Origin of the sequence: Aequorivita marisscotiae (assembly GCF_029814825.1) — a bacterium.
Lineage (GTDB): Bacteria > Bacteroidota > Bacteroidia > Flavobacteriales > Flavobacteriaceae > Aequorivita > Aequorivita marisscotiae.
In genome coordinates this window covers 3,140,109-3,159,569 of sequence record NZ_CP122379.1, presented here as the reverse complement: position 1 = coordinate 3,159,569, position 19,461 = coordinate 3,140,109, and the positions used below count along the sequence as shown (strand labels likewise).

The window sequence follows — 19,461 nt, the reverse complement described above, 5'->3', positions numbered from 1 at the left end:
GTTTTTCGGATTCTATATTCTGGACAATTGGGTTTTATTTTTTCACGTGTATGGTATTTACATAAAAATCTTTTTTAATCTGAAATGTTTTAATTGTAGTAGGAAGTTCCTTGGTTTGCCATTGGGCGGTAGGGGTAATCCAAGTTTCAGTTTCATTGACTACTGCAATTATAGGCATTTTGAAGTTTTCTACCGTTTCAACATAGCGAAATTTCAAGGTATTTCCATCTATTAAATATTCTACCGTGGGAATCATCGTGGTGCGTAAATATTGATCCCAAAAGGTTGATAAGTCAATTCCACTTTTGTCACTGATATAATTTTCAACTTGCTGGGTAGTTACATTTTGATGGTAAAACTCTTTATTTAATCCCCTTAAAATCTGCCGCCATTTTTCATCGTCTGCAATCAATTGCCGCACTGTATGCAGCACATTTGCACCTTTGTAATACATATCGCTACTGCCAGATTTATTTACGTTGTAATAACGACCAAGAATTGGGGTGTCGTTAACCACATTATTGCGAACACCAATTACATATTCCGAAGAAGCTTTTTTTCCGAAGTGATAATCTAAATAAATATTCTCCGAATAACTGGTAAAACCTTCATGCACCCACATATCGGCTACGTCTTTATTGGTGATGTTATTTGCAAACCATTCGTGCCCACTTTCGTGAATTATAATAAAATCAAATTTCATTCCCCAGCCACTACCAGACACATCACTGCCTAAATAACCGTTTTTAAAATTGTTGCCATAAGTTACGCTACTTTGGTGTTCCATTCCCAAATAGGGCGCTTCCACGAGTTTGTAGCCGTCTTCGTAAAAAGGGTAAGGCCCAAACCAGTGTTCAAAAGCTTCCATCATCATTGGGGCTTGTTTAAATTGTTTTTTGGCTTTAGCTTCATTTTCACGAAGTACGTAATAATCCATGTCCAGCATTCCTTTTTCGCCTTTATACTTTTCGCCAAAATGTATATAATCGCCTATATTTATATTTACGCCATAGCTATTTATAGGGTTTACAACTTCCCATACCCACGTTTTGGAATCGTTGTTTTCAATTACATTCTTTAAGCGGCCATTACTAACATCCATTAGGTTTTTAGGTGTTGTAACTGCAATTGTAACTCCGTTATCGGCTTCTTCGGAAGGATGATCTTTTAGCGGCCACCAAACGCTGGCACCAATACCTTGGTTAGAAGTTGCAATAAAATGATTGCCGTTGCTGTCTGTATTCCATGTAAATCCTCCATCCCACGGCGGACGTACGGCCACTTTCGGTTTCCCGGAAAAATAGATGGTTATTTCGTTTTCCTCGCCTGGTTCTTGCTTTTGTTGCAGTTTTAAAAAATGTGCATCTCCTTCGGAAGTAACTGGAATTTCCTTTTTATTTTGAAGTACTTTGTCAATCGTCATCGGGCTTTGCAGGTCTATTTGCATAAGGTCGTTTTCGTCTAAAACTTTATACGTAATCGTATTACTGCCTTTAATGGTTTTTTCGGAAGGGTTTACAGTTACCTTTAAATCATAATGGGTAACGTCCCACCACGCACGTTCGGGGGTTATACTACCGCGGAGGGTGTCGGCATGGGTTAATTCTTGGGCAATGGAAATAGTGGAAATTAGGAGTAGGGTCACTAGTGTGCACATCCCCCTTAATCCTCCTTCAAAGGGGGAAATGGTTCGTGCTTTGATTAAAATTTTTGTCATATTTGTTTTGCATTTCTATTTTAATTTCGTGAGGTAAATAGCGCACGTTGTTCATTTCACCTAAAAACCGAATTAGGGAAAACAACAACACTTTCAAACCCATTTTCTCCAATGGCTGCAACCCCAAAAAAATAGTTGTCTATTACTATTCCATCCAACGTAAATTCTGAAACATTACCTACGTAACGGCTGTGGTCCCAAGTGGGGCTGGTGGTGTCCCGCCAATAGATTTTATAGCCAATGGCACCGTCAACTTTGTCCCATTTTAATTTTGTTGAAGGTTCTACAACACCTCCAATGGCCACATTTTTTGGTGCAGGTGGTGCCCAGGCAAGGCTTGCTAAATTTATAGCGTTTACTGCGGTTAGTTTTGCGGCGTAATCAAAGTTTACGAATTTTAGTTTATCGCCGTATTCAATGCCGTTTTCGGTGCGTATGTCCTGATGTTGTTGATTGTAGTTTTCGTGGGCCTCCATAATTCTGATTCCTGCCCAACCCAAATCGTTAAACGGACGGTGATGCCCACCACGGCCAAAACGGTCTAAACGATAAATCATCATTGGGTTCATTTCTGGCATATATGTTTTGGTGGTTTTATAAACATAACGAGCGAGCTGACGTGAAATACCATCTACCTCGCCTCCGTAAAAGCGTCGCATTTGGCGTTCGTGTTCTGTTTCGGTTGGGGGCACGGGTTCGCTAAAAATTCTAAAATCGCGATTGCTAATTACCCCGTCAACGCCTTTAATGTTTCCAATCATATCGTTATTAAAAACGCCGATGATTTCCCAGTCTTGGGCTTTTGCATAGTCTGCGAAACCTTTGCCGCCAAAAAGTCCCTGTTCCTCGCCGCTCAATCCTAAATAAATAATACTGCTTTCAAATTTATAATTTGAAAGTACGCGTGCCGCTTCAATTGCACCCGCCATTCCGCTGGCATTGTCGTTGGCGCCGGGTGCATCTTTGGTAAAATCGCTGCCGTCGCTGTTTCGGGAGTCTATATCGCCGCTCATGATGATGTAACGGTTTGGATATTTACTTCCTTTTTGAACAGCGGCCACGTTTACAATCCAAGTATCTTGGGAAACACGGTCATTGCCTTCAGCTTTTACGAAATATTTTTGATAAAAAACATTTAAACAGTTATTGCAATCTTTTGAAATAGTTTCAAATTCATTTTTTATAAATCTTCGGGCTGCGCCTATTCCGCGAGTATTGCTTACGGTGTCACTAAACGTATTTCGGGTGCCAAAGTTGGCAAGCGTGGTTATATCGGCTTCAATTCTCTCTGAAGAAACTGAATTTATTATATCGTACAATTTTCCGTCTGAAAGTGTTCTCTGACTGGTTTGTGAAAAAGAAGCAAAAGAGAGCATTAATAAAAGAAGTAAACAGAGTATTTTCATAGGGAAGAAAATTTTGGCTAAAAATAGCAAAAAGAAAATAAAGACCTGCGTGGTTAAAATAAAACCTAACAGGTTTTAAAAACCTGTTAGGTTTGCAATATCGAGCATATTGAAATTATATAAACTTACATCTATTCTTCCCCCACGACGGCCAGTATTTTTCCGTTAGGGCTGATCGCCATTCGCGAAATATTTTTCAATCCATATTCTTCAAGGGATGCGACTCGAGCCCATTCAGAATTACCCAAAGTATCGTACATGTAAAGTTTGTTGCCACTGCCAATAAGTATTTGCGTGTCGTTTAACCATACGTAATCTTGAATTCCGATGGGAAGCTGGGTAACGAAATAATTTTCTGAACTGTTCATATCTAGCAGGTATAAATCTAAATTACCCTCTTCATTTACCAATGTATAGCTCATCGATTCGGTTTTGGGAACCTTTTGAAGGGACCTTCCAGCCTTTTGAAATAATGTATCGGCAGTTTTTGATTTCAAATTAATTAGCACCAAATCTAGATTGTCGCCATTGAGAACGGTGGCTACTATTTTCTGGTCGTCATAAAACGCAAAATAAGCAATTTGTAAATCTTCAATTATTTCAGAAGAAGCACCCGTTTTAGCATTGTAACGGTATAAACGCTGTAAACCGTCCTCGTCTAATCTAACGGCAGCAAAATCTTCGCTGGTGGGGAATTTCTGCGGTGAATATTCGCCGCCTTCGGTTTTGTTATTAACCCACTTTTGAAGTTTTGACGTTAAGTTGTATTCCGAAATATCTGTTTGCCCATCATTATTCCCCGCAAAAACGAGTGTTTCGTTCGATATAAATGACGGCTGATTGTCATAACCTTCGTTGTTAGAAATATTTCGGGCATTGCGCAATTCTAATCCTTCGTATGCAGGAGCAATATCGAATACATAAATTTCAGTGTTGGTTTGCGTGAAAGCGAATTGGGTTACGAATATAAAAAGTAATAAAAGGAGCTTTTTCATTATTATTCAGTTTTTCTTCAAAAATAGCAAACTCTGCGCCATAAAAAGGGAAACCACGAATTCACAATAACTTTAAAGTTTATTTGTGAATTCGCGGCTTAAACATTTAGGAGCCGGTTATTTAAAACGGATACTTGTTTTCTGCAATTACCTTGGCGGCAATCGTTCTTCTCAATTCGCCAATATTTGGCATGTTTTGATATTTAGTGAATCGTTTTAAGCCCATTAACATAGCGCGTTGTTCGTCGCCTTCTGCAAATGAGAGGATAGATTCCTTAGCCTTAACCGTAATGATATCTACAGCGTGGTATAAGTATAATTTAGACATTGCAATTTGCTCTACCTGCGACTCTTCACCAAAGCGTTTTGCGTTCTTTTCAGTTCGTAAAATTGTACTTTCAGCCATATAGATTTCAATTAAAATATCTGCAGCGGCCAATAATGTTTGTTGGTGCTCTTCAAGCTCAGTACCATATTTTTGAACAGCGCTTCCGGCAACCATTAGAAAAACTTTTTTCAGTTTGGCAATCATTGCTTTTTCTTCGGAAAGTAATTCGGAGAAATCGGGAGTTTCAAAAGAAGGAATTCCCATCAATTCTGAAGCTACGGCTTGTGCAGGTCCTAAAAGATCTACGTGGCCTTTCATTGCTTTTTTAACAAGCATGCCAACGGAAAGCATCCGGTTAATTTCGTTTGTGCCTTCGTAAATACGTGTAATTCGCGCATCTCTCCAAGCAGACTCCATGGGGGCTTCGGCACTGTAACCCATTCCGCCATAAATCTGGATTCCTTCATCTGTACAATGTTGAATGTCTTCTGAAACAGCTACTTTTAAAATTGAACATTCAATAGCGTATTCCTCTACGCCTTTTAGCTCGGCTTCTTGATGACTATTACCAGCTTTAATACGAAGAGCGATTCTGTCTTCAATATTTTTAGCGGCTCTATACGAAGCACTTTCATCTACATAGGCATTGGTTGCCATCTCGGCCAATTTGAGTTTAATGGCACCAAAAGATGAAATTGGCACATCAAATTGAATTCGTTCATTAGCGTATTCCACCGCTTTTGAAATTACCCTACGTTGCCCGTCAAGACCTGCAGCAGCAAGTTTAATACGACCAACGTTAAGTGCATTCATCGCTATTTTAAAGCCTTCACCACGTTCCCCTAACATATTTTCTGTGGGAACTTTAGTATCGTTAAAGAAAACCTGACGGGTAGAGGAGGAGTGAATACCTAATTTCTTTTCTTCCTCGCCAAATGTAATTCCGTTTGAAGCGTCGTTTTCTACAATAAATCCGGTTATGTTTTTGTCGTCTTCAATTCTGGCAAAAACGATGAAAGTATTACAAAAGCCTGCATTAGAAATCCACATTTTTTGACCGTTAATGGAATATGTTTTTCCATCTTCCGAAAGCACGGCTTTTGTTTTTCCGCTATTGGCATCGCTTCCTGCTCCCGGTTCGGTTAGGGCATATGCTCCAAACCATTCGCCTGTTGCAAGTTTTGGCACGTATTTTTTCTTTTGTTCTTCGGTACCGTATAGGGTTATTGGCAATGTTCCAATACCGGTGTGCGCGCCAAAAGCTGTTGCCACCGAACCGCTTGCTCCCGAAATATAGTCGCAAACCAACATTGTTGTTACGAAACTCATTCCAAGGCCGCCATATTCTTCAGGAACGGCAACCCCCAAAAGGCCCATTTCTCCAGCCTTTCGCATAATTTCTTCGGTTAGGGCGTAATCGTGTTGTTCAAAACGTTCCTTATTTGGCCAGATTTCGCGATCTACAAATTCCTTTACAGAGTCGCGCATCATTTTTTGTTCTTCGGAAAAATCTTCTGGTGTGAAGATGTCTTCGGCCTTTGTTTCTTTTACTAGAAATTGTCCGCCGCGGAGAAGTTCGTTATTTTTTGTTTCAGTTGTGCTCATATTTTTTATTTGATTCGGGAATCAGGACTCAAGAAACAGGACAGATTGTGCTGTTATTAAACTGATTCGGGTTATTTAATATTTTTACCTTTTCATTTAGACTCAGGGCTCAGTACGTTTTACACTAATTTTGTGGCTGTTTTCTTTGCCTTGTTTCTAGCTTCACTTATGTCTTGATTCTTTTTTAGATATCAAGACTTTCTATGAATTTTGAAATTTTCTTTTGCAATATGTTTATTTCTTTTTCTAATTCTTTAAAAAGTTCTTCGGAAATATAATTCTGTCGATATGCAACTATCAACTGTGTTTCCCATTCAAAAGCTGAACCTAAACTATCATCTAAATATTTAGCGAAATGAGTGTCGGTTCTCTTGCTACTTCCTTCGGAAATATTTGAAGCCATTGAAACTGAACATCTGTTCATTTGAGTACGCAATCCGAATCTTTCAAAATCTGGAAAACTACAAGTAAACTTATAGGTACGATCAATAATTGACATACTATCATTCCAAATTTGAAGTTTTTTAAAATTATGCCGTTTCATTTATTCACTTTTAGTCTTATTTGTACTTTAGTCTTGGTTCCTGTTTCCCTTTATTCCTGAGTCAAATTACTTCAGAAACTCGTAAACTCCCGCAGCCCCTTGCCCGGTTCCCACACACATTGTAACCATTCCGTATTTGCCTTGCATATCTCGTTTTTGCATTTCATCGAATAATTGAACGGACAGCTTGGCGCCGGTACAGCCTAGCGGATGCCCCATGGCGATTGCGCCTCCGTTTACATTTACAATTTCTTTGTCTAAACCAAGTCCGCGAATAACGGCTAAGGATTGTGAAGCGAAAGCTTCATTTAATTCAATTAAATCTAATTGATCCTGTTTTAAACCTGCTTGCTTTAAGGCTTTTGGAATTGCATAAAGCGGCCCGATTCCCATTATACTGGGTTCTACACCCACAGCTGCATAACTCACTAAACGAGCTATAGGTTCTAAGTTTAGCTCTTTTACCATTTCTTCACTCATAATAACGGCGAAAGCTGCACCATCGCTCATTTGAGAGGAATTACCCGCGGTTACACTTCCGCCTTGGGCGAAAACAGGACGCAGTTTTGAAAGTGCTTCAATATTGGTTCCTTTTCGAGGACCTTCGTCTTTGGTTACCGTATATTTTCTGGTTTCTTTTTTACCTGAATCATTCACAAAAGTTTCTTCAATCTCTATAGGAACTATCTGATCTTGAAAACGATCTTCATCTTGCGCTTTTAAAGCACGCATCTGACTTGTATAGGCAAATTCGTCTTGGTCTTCACGAGAAACATTGTACTTTTTTGCAACAGCTTCGGCGGTTAACCCCATATTCCAGTAATAGTCTTCATTACCTTCTTTGGCAACTTTATAGTCGGGAACAGGTTTGTACCCACCCATAGGAATAAAGCTCATGCTTTCTGCACCACCGGCAATTATACAATCTGCCATTCCACTTTGAATTTTTGCTGTTGCAATTGAAATTGTCTCCAATCCCGATGCGCAATAGCGGTTTACCGTCATTCCGGGGATATCAACAATATCAAGCCCCATCAACGAAATCAACCTACCCATATTCAGACCTTGCTCGGCTTCGGGCATTGCATTGCCCACGATTACGTCGTCAATTCGTTTTTTGTCGAGTTGCGGCAATTCGTTCATTATATATTTAATAGTTTCCGCAGCCAGTTCGTCTGGTCTTTTAAAACGGAAAACTCCGCGGGGTGCTTTACCCACTGCGGTTCTGTATGCTTTAACAATATAAGCAGTTCTTTGTTTCATAGTTTTAATTTTTGACTTAAGACGGTAAGACGTAGGACGTAAGACTAAACTATACAATCCTTTGTTTTAAGTCTTAAATTTATATTAGTGATTTGACAGACTTTCCATAAAACGCGTTAACATTCCTTGGATTTTCTGAATTTTAGTTTCTAAATGTGTAAACGTTTCCTCCGAAATATATCCTATTTCATAAGATATAATTAGTTGTGTTTCCCATTCAAAGGCTGAGCCCAAAGCTGTTTCTAAATATTGAAGAAAATGTTTATCGGAGCTTTTAGCAGTTCCTTCTGCAATATTTGAAGGTACAGATACTGCGCATCGCTGCATCTGATTAGACAATCCATAAGTTTCAGATTTTGGAAATATTTTAGTGGTGGCATATGTTTCTTTCGCCAATTCAATACCTTCATTCCAAATAGTAAGTTTTCTAAAATTATGTTTTGCAGCCATATCTTCTATATTTATTAACAAATTAAACCTCAGTTTTAAAGGGTTTTAAGTCCTATATCTTACGTCATATAGTCTTAAGTCTTTTTAATTACGCAACGGTTTCCCTTTCTGAATCATATGTTGTAATCTTTCCAAAGTCTTTCTTTCACCCGTAAGGCTCAAGAACGCTTCTCTTTCAAGATCTAGCAAATATTGCTCGCTTACGTAACTTCCTTCGCTTAAATCACCACCCGCCATCACGTAGGCAAGCTTATTTGCAATTTTTTTATCGTGCTCGCTAATGTAATTACCGGCAACCATTTGGTCGGTCCCTACGAGGAACATTCCCAAGGCCTGTTTTCCGAGTACTTTTACATCGGTTCTTTGTATTGGTTTCGTATATCCTTGATCGGCCATAAAACGCGCTACTTCCTTCGCTGCGGCTATTTGTCTGTTTTGATTAACAATTACGATATCTTTTCCTTTTTTAAGAATTCCCGTATCGTAAGCTTCGTAAGCCGAAGTGGAAACTTTTGCCATTGCAATGGTCAGGAAATATTCCTGAAGTCTGTTTAACTCCACATCGTCTTTCATAAATGTATCGCTCGCACGCATTGCCATTTCTTTAGAACCGCCTCCGCCGGGAATAACCCCAACGCCAAACTCAACCAATCCAATGTAACTTTCGGCTGCTGCAACCACACGATCTGCGTGTAATGTAAACTCACAACCTCCGCCCAATGTCATTCCGTGCGGCGCAACCACAACGGGAATCGACGAATAACGAAGTCGCATGCTTGTATCCTGAAAGTATTTTACCGCAGCGTTCAATTCATCATATTCCTGCTCTACGGCCATCATAAATATCATTCCAATATTGGCGCCAACTGAAAAGTTTTTGCCGTTATTGGCAATTACCAAACCGTCGTAATCTTTTTCGGCCAAATCAATTGCTTTATTTATTCCAGCCAAAACGTCGCCACCTACGGCGTTCATCTTACTTATAAATTCTACGTTTAAGATACCGTCGCCCAGATCCTCAACTATAACCCCGTTATTTCTAAAAACTTCGGAAGTTTTACGGATGTTGTCTAAAATTATAAACGAATCCTGTCCGGGAACTTTTACATGTTTTTTCTGTGGAATATCGTAATAATAGGTGTTTCCGTCTTTTACGGTATAGAATGACTCTACGCCAGCGTCAAGCATTTCATTAACCCAAGCGGCTGGTTCTTTCCCTAAATCTTTTATTAATTCAATTCCCTTTTTAACGCCAACGGCATCCCAGATTTCAAATGGACCGTTATCCCAGCCAAAACCAGCTTTCATGGCATCATCAATCTTGTAAAGCTCGTCGGTTATTTCAGGAATTCGTTTTGAAACATAGGCGAACATTGCGCCGAAGTTTTTTCGGTAAAATTCGCCAGCTTTATCTTCACCTTTAATAAGAATTGGAAAACGGTCTGTAACTTTATCAACCGATTTTGTTTTTTCCAAAGTGCCGAAAGATGCTTTTTTGCTTTTTCGATATTCCATGGTATCGAGATCAAGCGATAGAATTTCGCTACTTCCGTCGTCATTTTTTACCTTTTTGTAGAAACCTTGTCCGCTTTTGCTACCCAACCATTTTTTTTCCATCATGGTATCGATAAAACCGGGAATTTGGAAAATGCCGTGCTCCTCGTCATCGGGTACGTTGTCATAAATACCTTTTGCAACGTGTACCAATGTGTCTAAACCTACAACGTCTACCGTACGGAAAGTTGCGGATTTTGGACGACCAATTACCGGGCCGGTTAATTTATCTACTTCTTCAATGGTGAGCCCCATTTCCTTCACTTGATGAAACAGACTTTGGATTCCGAAGATTCCAATTCTGTTTCCTATAAATGCAGGGGTGTCTTTTGCGACAACGGAAGTTTTTCCGAGAAATTTTTCACCGTAACCATTTAGGAATTCCAATACTTCGGGTGAAGTTTTTGGACCTGGAATAATTTCAAATAATTTTAAATATCTCGGTGGATTAAAAAAGTGTGTTCCGCAGAAGTGTTTCTGGAAATCCTCACTTCGCCCTTCACTCATAAATTTTATAGGAATACCGGAAGTATTGGAAGTAATTAGCGTGCCCGGCTTTCTGTGTTTGTCTAGATTTTCAAAAACTTGTTTTTTGATATCCAAACGTTCAATTACCACTTCAATTATCCAATCGGCAGTTTTTACTTTCGATATATCGTCTTCTAAATTTCCGGTGGAAATTCGTTTTGCAAAATCCTTGTGATAGAGTGGAGCAGGGTTGCTTTTTATTGCTTTCTGCAAATCGTCGTTTACAATACGGTTGCGCACCACTTTATCTTCCAGGGTTAGCCCTTTCTTTTTTTCGGCATCTGTAAGTTCGCGTGGAACAATGTCTAGCAAAAGCACTTCCACACCAATATTGGCGAAATGGCAAGCTATGCCGCTTCCCATTATTCCGGAACCGATTACCGCTACTTTGTTAATTCTTCTTTTTGACATTTTTTCTAGTTATATATTATGAGTTCAGTGCGTAAAATACTGCCCTCCAGTTCCTAATCTTGTTCGTATATTTTTTTTGAATTTATCAATTCGTTTATTGTATTTGCTACTTTTTTAAAGGTTTCCAGTTCTTCGGTCGATACGTTTTTTTGAACCGCTTCATCAAAACCTAAAACAACACCTTTAGAAAATTCGCGCATTTCTTTTCCAAATGGCGTTAAATGTATGAGCACGCCGCGTCCATCATCTGGATTGGGTTTGCGTGTTATCAATCCCTTTTGCTCCATAGATTTAAGGGTCCGCGAAAGGCTGGTGGCCTCCATCCCCATTTTGGGTCCGAGCGCGGTAGAAGGTGTTCCTGCTTCCGGATCTATACTTATTAATGCAAAACCCGTGGCCATGGTGCTTCCTTTTTTTCCTGCTTCTTCATTGTACATTTTTGAAACATTTATCCAAGTAGAACGCAGTATATAATCTATGGTTTTCTCTTTATGTTTTTCTTGCATTTAATATTCCTGAAAAAAGTGGAAAACCAAAGATACAAAATTTTATTATGCACGCATAGTATATGTGAAAAATGTTTGACTTAAAACTGTAGGACTTAGGACGTAGGACTAATTATTAAATATATAAGAAGTAAACTTTATCTGATACGTACACGAGTCTCACGTCTTACATCATCGCGTCTCACGTCTTTATTTCTTTTTCCTTCGAATAATCTAACTTCCCATTTATCACTTTTGCGGGGGCGGTGTAGGGGTGCTCTGTTGCATTATTTTCACCCATAATGTGCAAAACTTTCCAACCGTCTGCTTTTAAAATATCTGCAATTAAAGAGCGATGGCAGCTCCACCAAACCGCTTCGGCACACATTATTGAGGTTTGTTTTACTGTGGCAATTTCCTTTAATGATTTTAACGCTTGCTTAAACTGTTCGGTTTCCATATAATCTGCATAGCCTTTAAACGAATCTAATCGCCAGGCATCGTTGTTCGATTCTGGCATCGGTTTTCTACGACCCCCTAAATCTACCAAATGTTCATACTCAACACCGTTTTCAGGAAGTGATATTTCTAAACTGTCTTTGTTGTACTGCGGAAATTTTCTGGAACCGGGATAATGGCGTACGTCAACGAGTGTCTTAATATTGAAGGTGGTCAATAATTTTAAAAACTCGTCGATGCTTCGGGTGGAATGGCCTATGGTCCAAATGGTTTTCATTTTAAAAAGAAAGCTTTTCTTTTAAAGATATAAAAATGTGTAGAGGTAAGAAAATAGTTTAACGGAACTTTAATTGGCTACAAATTTCAATCCCACTATGGAAGCAATTAGCGTAGTAAGAAAGAAAACCCGCCAGAAAGTTGCTGGTTCGTTAAAATAGAAAATTCCTACTAAAACAGTTCCCACAGCACCAATGCCGGTCCAGACTGCATAGGCGGTACCAATGGGAAGTGTTTTTGATGCTTTTATAAGAAAAGCCATACTTATGGCGAGACAAATCAGGAACCCAAGGAACCAAAATTTAGCTTCCCAGCCTGTGGTTTCCTTTACTTTACCGAGGCAAGCTGCAAAGCCAACTTCAAAGAGGCCGCCGATAATTAGGAGGAGCCAATTCACTTTAAATTATGAGGTGTGTTCGTAAATCTTGTTATACAAATCTATATAATCCGCTTTAATTATTTTGCGTTTCATTTTCATCGTTGGGGTTAATTGTCCGCCCTCGATGCTCCAAACCTCGGGAGTTAATTCAAACTTTTTCACTTTTTCCCAATGCCCGAACTTTTCGTTGTAATGGTCTACTTCTTCTTGTATGCGGGCAATTACTTCTTTGTTCTTTACCAATTCCTTTGGGTCTGAAGGTAGGTTGTGGTTTTTTAGTGCGCCCCATTCTTTTACAAACTCAAAATCTGGCTGAATGAGGGCGGCGGGCATTTTTTCGCCTTCGCCAATTACCATTATTTGTTCTATAAAACGCGATTGTTTCATCACGTTCTCAATTACTTGTGGAGCCACGTATTTTCCCCCGCTGGTTTTAAACATTTCTTTTTTACGATCGGTGATCTTTAAAAAGCCGTCGCTGTCAATTTCACCAATATCACCCGTATGGAAATAACCGCCTTCCATTACTTTTTCGGTTTCCTCCTCATTCTTATAATAGCCAACCATTACTTGTGGGCCTTTTACCAAAATCTCGCCATCTTCGGCAATTTTAACCTCCGTTTCCCTTAGAGGCCTGCCCACGGTTCCAATTTTAAAACCTTTGTTACGCATATCGTTTACCGATACCACGGGAGAAGTTTCTGTTAGCCCATAACCTTCCATTACCGGAATTTGCGCTGCATTAAATACGCGTGCCAATCGCGGTTGCAACGGTGCACTACCCGAAGCTATGGCTTTTAAATTTCCACCTAAAGCTTCGCGCCATTTGCTAAAAATAAGCTTGTTGGCCAATTTAAGCTGACTTTCGTACCACCAGCCGTTTTCGTTGTAGGGTTCGTATTTAAGTCCGAGATCTACTGCCCAAAAGAAGAGTTTTTTCTTAATTCCTGTAAGTTCGGCGCCTTTGGCGTAGATTTTATCGTACACTTTTTCCAAAAGTCTGGGTACGGCCGTCATTACTTCGGGTTTTACTTCTTTTAGGTTGTCGCTAATTGTTTCAAGCGATTCGGCAAAATGTAGTTCCACCCCACAATATTGGTACATATAATGCAACATGCGTTCGTAAACGTGGCAAACGGGCAGAAAACTCAAAGCCGACGATTTACCTAATTCTATGGGCAATCTTTCGGCACTAAACTTTGCATTGCTCGCTATATTTTTATGTGAGAGCATAACGCCCTTTGGCTTGCCAGTGGTGCCAGAGGTATATATTAAGGTAGCTACATCGTCTTCGTTAATAGCTTCTTTTCTTTTCTCTACTTCGTCTTGGTTAGACTCGTCTTTACCCTTCTCCAAAACCTCGGCCCAGTTTTTTGCACCTTCAATTTCATCAAATGTATAAACCTCTTTTAGGGTGGGCACGTTGGCCTTAATAGCCATTAATTTGTCGTAAACTTCTTTATCGGAAACAAAACAATACATAGCTTCACTGTGGTTAAGCACATATTCGTATTCAGTTTCCGAAATGGTTGGATAAATAGGTACGTCCTGTGCACCGGTTTGCATAATACCAATATCGCAAATGTTCCATTCGGTGCGGTTGGTGGTGGAGATTAACGCAACTTTATCGTTGGGTTTTACGCCCATCTGTATCAAAGCTCGGCTTATGGCATTGGCTTTATCTATATATTCTTGAGTAGAAGTAGCAACCCAAGTACCGTTGTATTTAGTAACTAGAGCCTTTTCCTGTGGATAATTTTCAAGTTGATAATATGGAAAGTCGAAGAGTCTTTTTGGTTCTGTCATGATAGTAATGTTGAGGAAGTGAAAATAACAAAATTATTTTAGTTTCGCTTTTAAAATAAAAAAGGAATGGCTCATAGCGCCATTCCTTAAAGATACTGAATATTCTAGCAGTTTTTAAAATCTTTCTCGAATTTTACTTTCTCTCAATCCACTCCCGCGCATTCACCAAAGCTTGTACCCAAGGCGAAACCTTATCATCATTTCTATCTTTTGGATAATAGGCCCAATTCCAAGGGAAGGTAGAACGCTCCAAGTGCGGCATCATTACTAAATGTCTTCCCGTTTTATCGGTCATCATTGCGGTGTTAAAATCGCTACCGTTGGGGTTTGCGGGTAATGCATCGTAACCGTATTTTGCTACTATATTATAATGGTTTTCATCCTTGGGAAAACTAAATTTCCCTTCGCCGTGTGCAGACCAAATTCCCAAAGTACTTCCCGCCATGGATGACAGCATTACCGAATTGTTCTCCTGAATTTTTACTGAAGTAAAAACACATTCAAACTTACCAGTGTCATTGTGAAGCATTTTTGGTTTTTCTTCGTCTTCGGGGTTTAACAACCCAAGCTCCACAAAAAGCTGACAACCATTACAAACCCCTAGGGAAAGTGTATCATCTTTTGCGAAGAAATTCTTTAATGCCGTATTTGCTTTTTCGTTGTATAAAAATGCACCGGCCCAACCTTTGGCGCTGCCTAAAACATCGCTATTGCTAAAACCACCAACGGCAACGAGCAATTTTATGTCTTCCAAAGTTTCGCGGCCTTCAATAAGGTCGGTCATATGCACATCTTTTACATCAAAACCTGCGAGATGCATCATATACGCCATTTCACGCTCGCTGTTACTTCCTTTTTCGCGAATAACGGCTGCTTTCGGACGCTCCCCTCCTTTGGAGGGGTTGGGGGAGGACTTTCCGGTGAAATTCTTCGGAAACTCAAACTGTAACGGCTGATTTTTATAATTGCTGAATCGCTCTTTCGCAAGTTTTTCCCCGCTTTGGTTTCTATCCAATAAATACGAAGTTTTATACCAAGTATCGCGCATTTCAGGAATGCTGAAACTAAGCTCTTCGGAATTACTTTTTAATTGAAGCATTTCATTTTTTGAAACTGTTCCAATCTTTTTAAAATCTATATTTTTTGAAGCAAGTATTTTTTCAACTGAGGCATCTTCCGAAGCTTGAATTACAACTCCTGCATTTTCAGCAAAAAGTAATTTTACCAAATCGCTTTCACCTAAGCCTGAAAGATCTAAATTGGCGCCCAAATTCACATCTGCAAAACACATTTCCAATAAAGTGGTAATCAATCCACCCGAAGCCACATCGTGTCCGGCAAGTATTTTTTTATCGCGAATTAACTGCTGTAATGTGTTAAAAACCGTTTTTACATATTGTGCACTTTTTACTGTTGGAGCTTCATTTCCGATGGAATTCAAAACCTGGCCAAAAGATGAACCGCCCAATTTAAACGTGTCCTGTGAAATATTAATGTAATAAATGCTGCCCCCGTTTCTTTGCAGTACTGGCTCAACAACTTTTTGAATGTCGTTACAATTTCCTGCTGCCGAAATAATTACTGTACCGGGAGAAATTACTTCGCCATCCTTGTATTTTTGCTTCATGGAAAGTGAATCCTTTCCAGTGGGAACGTTGATGCCTAACTCTATTGAAAAGTCTGAAACTGCCTTTACCGCCTCATACAAACGAGCGTCTTCACCTTCATTGTTACAAGGCCACATCCAGTTTGCAGAAAGTGAAATACTTTTCAAACCATCTTTTAATGGTGCCCAAACAATATTGGTCAAAGATTCAGTAATTGCATTGCGCGAACCTGCTGCAGGATTAATCAAGGCGGTTAATGGCGAGTGACCTATTGAAGTGGCAACGCCTTCTTTTCCGTGATAATCCAACGCCATGACGCCGCAATTGTTTAACGGTAATTGCAACGGCCCGGCAGTTTGTTGTTTGGCAACTCGTCCGGTAACGCAGCGATCTACTTTATTGGTAAGCCAATCTTTGCAAGCCACTGCCTCCAATTGAAGCACTTGTGCAACGTATTCTTTTATTTTTGAAACATCGTAAGCCGCGTTTTTATAATTTCTATTAATGGTTTTATCAACCATTACAGTTTTTGGTGAGCTGCCAAACATATCTTCCAAAGCGAAATCCATTGGTTTTTCACCCTTTTCGTTCTCAAAACAGAAACGTTGATCGCCAGTTACTTGTCCCACCTCGTACATTGGAGAACGTTCGCGTTCTGCCACCTTTTGCAGTTTTTGAATATGCGCGTCATTTATAATCAAGCCCATACGCTCTTGGCTCTCGTTGCCCATAATTTCCTTTGCAGATAGGGTCGGATCGCCAATGGGGAGTTTGTCCAGTTCAATACGCCCGCCGGTGTCCTCAACTAATTCGCTTAAGCAATTTAAATGCCCACCAGCACCGTGGTCGTGAATAGAAACTATCGGATTTACGTCGCTTTCCACCATAGCGCGGATTGCGTTTGCGGCGCGTTTTTGCATTTCGGGATTGCTTCGTTGTATTGCGTTTAGCTCAATACCACTGTGAAATTCACCCGTATCTGCCGAAGAAACCGCGGCACCGCCCATTCCAATTCGGTAATTATCACCACCTAAAACAACAATTTTATCGCCTTCTTTAGGTTTATCTTTTATGGCTTGGCTCGCTTTGCCGTAGCCAATTCCACCCGCAAGCATTATAACTTTATCGAAGCCTAATCTTCGAGCATCTTCTTCGTGCTCAAAAGTGAGTACCGAACCGGCAATTAATGGCTGTCCAAATTTATTTCCAAAATCTGATGCGCCGTTACTGGCTTTTATCAAAATATCGAGCGGCGTTTGGTAAAGCCAATCGCGTTCTTTCATTCCCTTTTCCCAAGGGCGCTCTTCGTTTAAACGCGAGTAGGAGGTCATATAAACTGCAGTTCCCGCCAATGGCAACGAACCTTTTCCTCCGGCCAGTCGGTCACGAATTTCGCCCCCACTGCCCGTAGCGGCACCGTTAAAAGGCTCTACAGTAGTTGGAAAATTGTGCGTTTCGGCTTTAAGTGAAATAACACTCTCAAAATCCTTTTCTTCGTACCAATCGGGTTTGTCTGCGCTTTTTGGCGCCCATTGCTTTACATTGGGGCCTTTTACAAAAGCCACGTTATCTTTATATGCCGAAACAATATCGTTCGGGTTTTCAGCCGAAGTTTTTTTAATTAATTTAAATAGGGAAGAGGGCATTTCCTTGCCGTCAATTTCAAAAACACCATTAAAAATCTTGTGGCGGCAATGCTCGCTATTAACTTGACTAAAACCGAAAACTTCACTATCGGTTAAATTTCTTTCTAATTTTTTTGAAAGGTTTTCAAGGTATTCAACTTCTTCGGCATTTAATGCCAAGCCTTCTTTTTCGTTGTATTCCGAAATATTTTCAATTTCCAAAACAGGCTCGGGCTGCAAATGGATATCAAAAATATCTTGGTCCAATTGCTTAAATTTCTGCGACAGCATAGGGTCAAAAGTATCTTTCTCTACCGTGCTGTTGTGAAATTCCTCAATTCTAATTATTCCGGGAATACCCATATTCTGGGTAATTTCCACGGCATTGGTGCTCCAGGGAGTAACCATTGCGGCACGCGGGCCAATAAAAAAATCCGTCGCGTTAATAAACAGGACGGATTGCGCTATTTTGGGTTGGTTGCCAAAAAGCCACACTAACTTTTTAGTGTTTTCTTCTGAAATATTGCCGTGGGTTTGGACTGCAAAAACCGTGGTTTCAACGTTCCCAAAAAAGTGAATCATTCTTTTTAATATTTGGTGATTTTTGAAGGTGCAAAAGTAAACAATTCTGAAGGAATTTTAATCATAAAAAATACAGACCCTGTTATTTATATTAATAAAATAACCGGTTCAATTTCTTTACGAGCAAATACAAAACGATGGCTATCTTCTAATTTTGCAGAAATAAAAAAAGAGCAGGTATTTTCCCGCTCCTTTAAAACATTCTGTTTTTAATGGGTTACTCCTTTCGCTGTAAAAGCGAGATATAAAATCCGTCAAAACCGCTTTTGCTCGGCATTATTTTCTCTTCTCTAAAAAGGGTGAAATCTTTTCCCTCGTCTCGTTTAAGAAATGCCTTTACCTGCAATTCATTTTCGGAGGGAAGTATAGAACAGGTCGCGTAAACCAATTGTCCGCCAGGTTTTACCATTCGCGAGTAGCTATCGAGCAGCTCTTTTTGGGTATCGCGGATTTTATCCATAAATTCGGGTTGAAGTTTCCATTTTGCATCGGGATTTCTTCGCAATACCCCTAAGCCCGAGCACGGCGCATCTATTAAAACCTTATCGGCTTTTTCAATTAATTTTTTAATCACTTTTGTAGAATCAATCACCCGGGTTTCAATATTAAAAATATCGTTTCTTCGCGCTCTACGTTTTAATTCGTTCAGCTTATTTTCATAAATATCCATTGCAATTAACTGGCCTTTGTTCTCCATCATTGTAGCGATATGAAGACTTTTACCGCCAGCCCCTGCACACGCATCAATTACGCGTTGTCCTGGTTGCGGATCAAGTATTTCTGCCACCTTTTGCGAAGAGGCATCCTGTACTTCAAAAAGACCATTTTTAAAGGCATCTGTGGTAAATACATTGGCGCGTTCCTTTAGTTTTAAGGCGTGCGGATATTCCTTTAAAATTTCGGTTTCAATTTCTAAGTCGGCTAATTCATTTTTTAGAGCTTCTACGGTGGTTTTTAAGGTATTTACACGCAAAACCACATCGGCTTGTTTGTTTAAAGCGGCTATTTCTTTGTCCCATTTTTTGCCCAATTCTTTTTCGCCCAATTCGTCCAACCAATCTGGGATAGATTCGCGCATTTTTCTTGTTTTTAAAAGCTCGTCGAACCTACCTTTAATTCGGCGTGTTGGGGTATCTTCAAATTGTTTCCAATCTGGGATTGCAATACCATTTAAAGTGGCCCAAACGGTAAACAGCCTAAAAAGATTTGAACGGTCAAAGGGTTCGCGAACTTCAGCAATTTCGGCATATAGGCGTTTCCAGCGCACTATGTCGTAAGTGGTTTCGGCTATAAAGGCACGATCGCGCGCACCCCATCGTTTATCGCGTTTTAGGGTGTTTTTAAGTACTTTATCGGCCTGCTTGTTTTCGTTAAAAATCAAGTGAAGTGAATCTATGGTGGCGAATACCAAATTTCTGTGTAGTTTCATTATGTGCGTTTT

14 protein-coding genes are annotated in these 19,461 nt (G+C 39.8%); all 14 read right to left on the bottom strand.

Features of this window, described 5'->3' with window-relative positions; genetic code table 11:
- Positions 1 to 34: 34 nt before the first annotated feature.
- The 14 genes from QCQ61_RS14095 to QCQ61_RS14030 all read right to left on the bottom strand — a co-directional run bounded on the left by QCQ61_RS14095 (position 35) and on the right by QCQ61_RS14030 (position 19,449).
- Entirely contained in the window at positions 35 to 1,657 is a 1,623-nt protein-coding gene (locus QCQ61_RS14095) for a M1 family metallopeptidase (RefSeq protein ID WP_279450275.1), read from the bottom strand.
- 116 nt (positions 1,658 to 1,773) lie between these two features.
- Positions 1,774 to 3,123: a M28 family metallopeptidase gene (locus QCQ61_RS14090; RefSeq protein WP_279448283.1), complete on the bottom strand. Its 1,350-nt coding sequence runs from the start codon at positions 3,121 to 3,123 to the stop codon at positions 1,774 to 1,776.
- A gap of 131 nt (positions 3,124 to 3,254) precedes the next feature.
- Positions 3,255 to 4,118 (bottom strand): TolB-like translocation protein, encoded by an 864-nt coding sequence (locus tag QCQ61_RS14085; RefSeq protein WP_279448282.1) that lies wholly within the window; start codon positions 4,116 to 4,118, stop codon positions 3,255 to 3,257.
- A gap of 121 nt (positions 4,119 to 4,239) precedes the next feature.
- Positions 4,240 to 6,051, bottom strand: a complete 1,812-nt coding sequence (locus tag QCQ61_RS14080) for an acyl-CoA dehydrogenase FadE (RefSeq protein ID WP_279448281.1) — start codon at positions 6,049 to 6,051, stop codon at positions 4,240 to 4,242.
- 184 nt (positions 6,052 to 6,235) lie between these two features.
- Complete coding sequence (locus QCQ61_RS14075; RefSeq protein WP_279448280.1) at positions 6,236 to 6,595, bottom strand: four helix bundle protein; 360 nt, start codon at positions 6,593 to 6,595, stop codon at positions 6,236 to 6,238.
- 66 nt (positions 6,596 to 6,661) lie between these two features.
- Positions 6,662 to 7,858 carry an acetyl-CoA C-acyltransferase gene (locus tag QCQ61_RS14070; RefSeq protein WP_279448279.1) on the bottom strand — a complete coding sequence of 399 codons (1,197 nt, stop codon included), beginning with the start codon at positions 7,856 to 7,858 and terminating at the stop codon, positions 6,662 to 6,664.
- 84 nt (positions 7,859 to 7,942) lie between these two features.
- Positions 7,943 to 8,308, bottom strand: a complete 366-nt coding sequence (locus QCQ61_RS14065; protein ID WP_279448278.1) for a four helix bundle protein — start codon at positions 8,306 to 8,308, stop codon at positions 7,943 to 7,945.
- Between the two features lie 84 nt (positions 8,309 to 8,392).
- Positions 8,393 to 10,801 (bottom strand): 3-hydroxyacyl-CoA dehydrogenase/enoyl-CoA hydratase family protein, encoded by a 2,409-nt coding sequence (locus QCQ61_RS14060; RefSeq protein WP_279448277.1) that lies wholly within the window; start codon positions 10,799 to 10,801, stop codon positions 8,393 to 8,395.
- A gap of 53 nt (positions 10,802 to 10,854) precedes the next feature.
- On the bottom strand, positions 10,855 to 11,307 hold the full coding sequence (locus tag QCQ61_RS14055) for a MarR family winged helix-turn-helix transcriptional regulator (protein WP_279448276.1): 453 nt from the start codon (positions 11,305 to 11,307) through the stop codon (positions 10,855 to 10,857).
- 181 nt (positions 11,308 to 11,488) lie between these two features.
- On the bottom strand, positions 11,489 to 12,022 hold the full coding sequence (locus QCQ61_RS14050; RefSeq protein WP_279448275.1) for a DUF488 domain-containing protein: 534 nt from the start codon (positions 12,020 to 12,022) through the stop codon (positions 11,489 to 11,491).
- Between the two features lie 69 nt (positions 12,023 to 12,091).
- Positions 12,092 to 12,418 carry a DMT family transporter gene (locus tag QCQ61_RS14045; RefSeq protein ID WP_279448274.1) on the bottom strand — a complete coding sequence of 109 codons (327 nt, stop codon included), beginning with the start codon at positions 12,416 to 12,418 and terminating at the stop codon, positions 12,092 to 12,094.
- 6 nt (positions 12,419 to 12,424) lie between these two features.
- Positions 12,425 to 14,206: an AMP-dependent synthetase/ligase gene (locus tag QCQ61_RS14040; protein WP_279448273.1), complete on the bottom strand. Its 1,782-nt coding sequence runs from the start codon at positions 14,204 to 14,206 to the stop codon at positions 12,425 to 12,427.
- Between the two features lie 133 nt (positions 14,207 to 14,339).
- Positions 14,340 to 18,020 (bottom strand): phosphoribosylformylglycinamidine synthase, encoded by a 3,681-nt coding sequence (gene purL, locus QCQ61_RS14035; RefSeq protein ID WP_431605790.1) that lies wholly within the window; start codon positions 18,018 to 18,020, stop codon positions 14,340 to 14,342.
- Between the two features lie 217 nt (positions 18,021 to 18,237).
- Positions 18,238 to 19,449, bottom strand: coding sequence for an RsmB/NOP family class I SAM-dependent RNA methyltransferase (locus QCQ61_RS14030; protein ID WP_279448272.1), 1,212 nt, complete (start codon positions 19,447 to 19,449; stop codon positions 18,238 to 18,240).
- Positions 19,450 to 19,461 lie beyond the last annotated feature (12 nt).

Excerpts from the sequence above, each read along its gene's own strand:
- QCQ61_RS14040 (WP_279448273.1), bottom strand. The coding sequence starts at position 14,206 with ATGACAGAACCAAAAAGACTCTTCGACTTTCCATATTATCAACTTGAA.
- QCQ61_RS14085 (WP_279448282.1), bottom strand. The coding sequence starts at position 4,118 with ATGAAAAAGCTCCTTTTATTACTTTTTATATTCGTAACCCAATTCGCT.
- QCQ61_RS14080 (WP_279448281.1), bottom strand. The coding sequence starts at position 6,051 with ATGAGCACAACTGAAACAAAAAATAACGAACTTCTCCGCGGCGGACAA.
- QCQ61_RS14065 (WP_279448278.1), bottom strand. The coding sequence starts at position 8,308 with ATGGCTGCAAAACATAATTTTAGAAAACTTACTATTTGGAATGAAGGT.
- QCQ61_RS14090 (WP_279448283.1), bottom strand. The coding sequence starts at position 3,123 with ATGAAAATACTCTGTTTACTTCTTTTATTAATGCTCTCTTTTGCTTCT.
- QCQ61_RS14060 (WP_279448277.1), bottom strand. The coding sequence starts at position 10,801 with ATGTCAAAAAGAAGAATTAACAAAGTAGCGGTAATCGGTTCCGGAATA.
- QCQ61_RS14075 (WP_279448280.1), bottom strand. The coding sequence starts at position 6,595 with ATGAAACGGCATAATTTTAAAAAACTTCAAATTTGGAATGATAGTATG.
- QCQ61_RS14070 (WP_279448279.1), bottom strand. The coding sequence starts at position 7,858 with ATGAAACAAAGAACTGCTTATATTGTTAAAGCATACAGAACCGCAGTG.
- QCQ61_RS14050 (WP_279448275.1), bottom strand. The coding sequence starts at position 12,022 with ATGAAAACCATTTGGACCATAGGCCATTCCACCCGAAGCATCGACGAG.
- purL (WP_431605790.1), bottom strand. The coding sequence starts at position 18,020 with ATGATTCACTTTTTTGGGAACGTTGAAACCACGGTTTTTGCAGTCCAA.
- QCQ61_RS14055 (WP_279448276.1), bottom strand. The coding sequence starts at position 11,307 with ATGCAAGAAAAACATAAAGAGAAAACCATAGATTATATACTGCGTTCT.
- QCQ61_RS14030 (WP_279448272.1), bottom strand. The coding sequence starts at position 19,449 with ATGAAACTACACAGAAATTTGGTATTCGCCACCATAGATTCACTTCAC.
- QCQ61_RS14095 (WP_279450275.1), bottom strand. The coding sequence starts at position 1,657 with ATGTGCACACTAGTGACCCTACTCCTAATTTCCACTATTTCCATTGCC.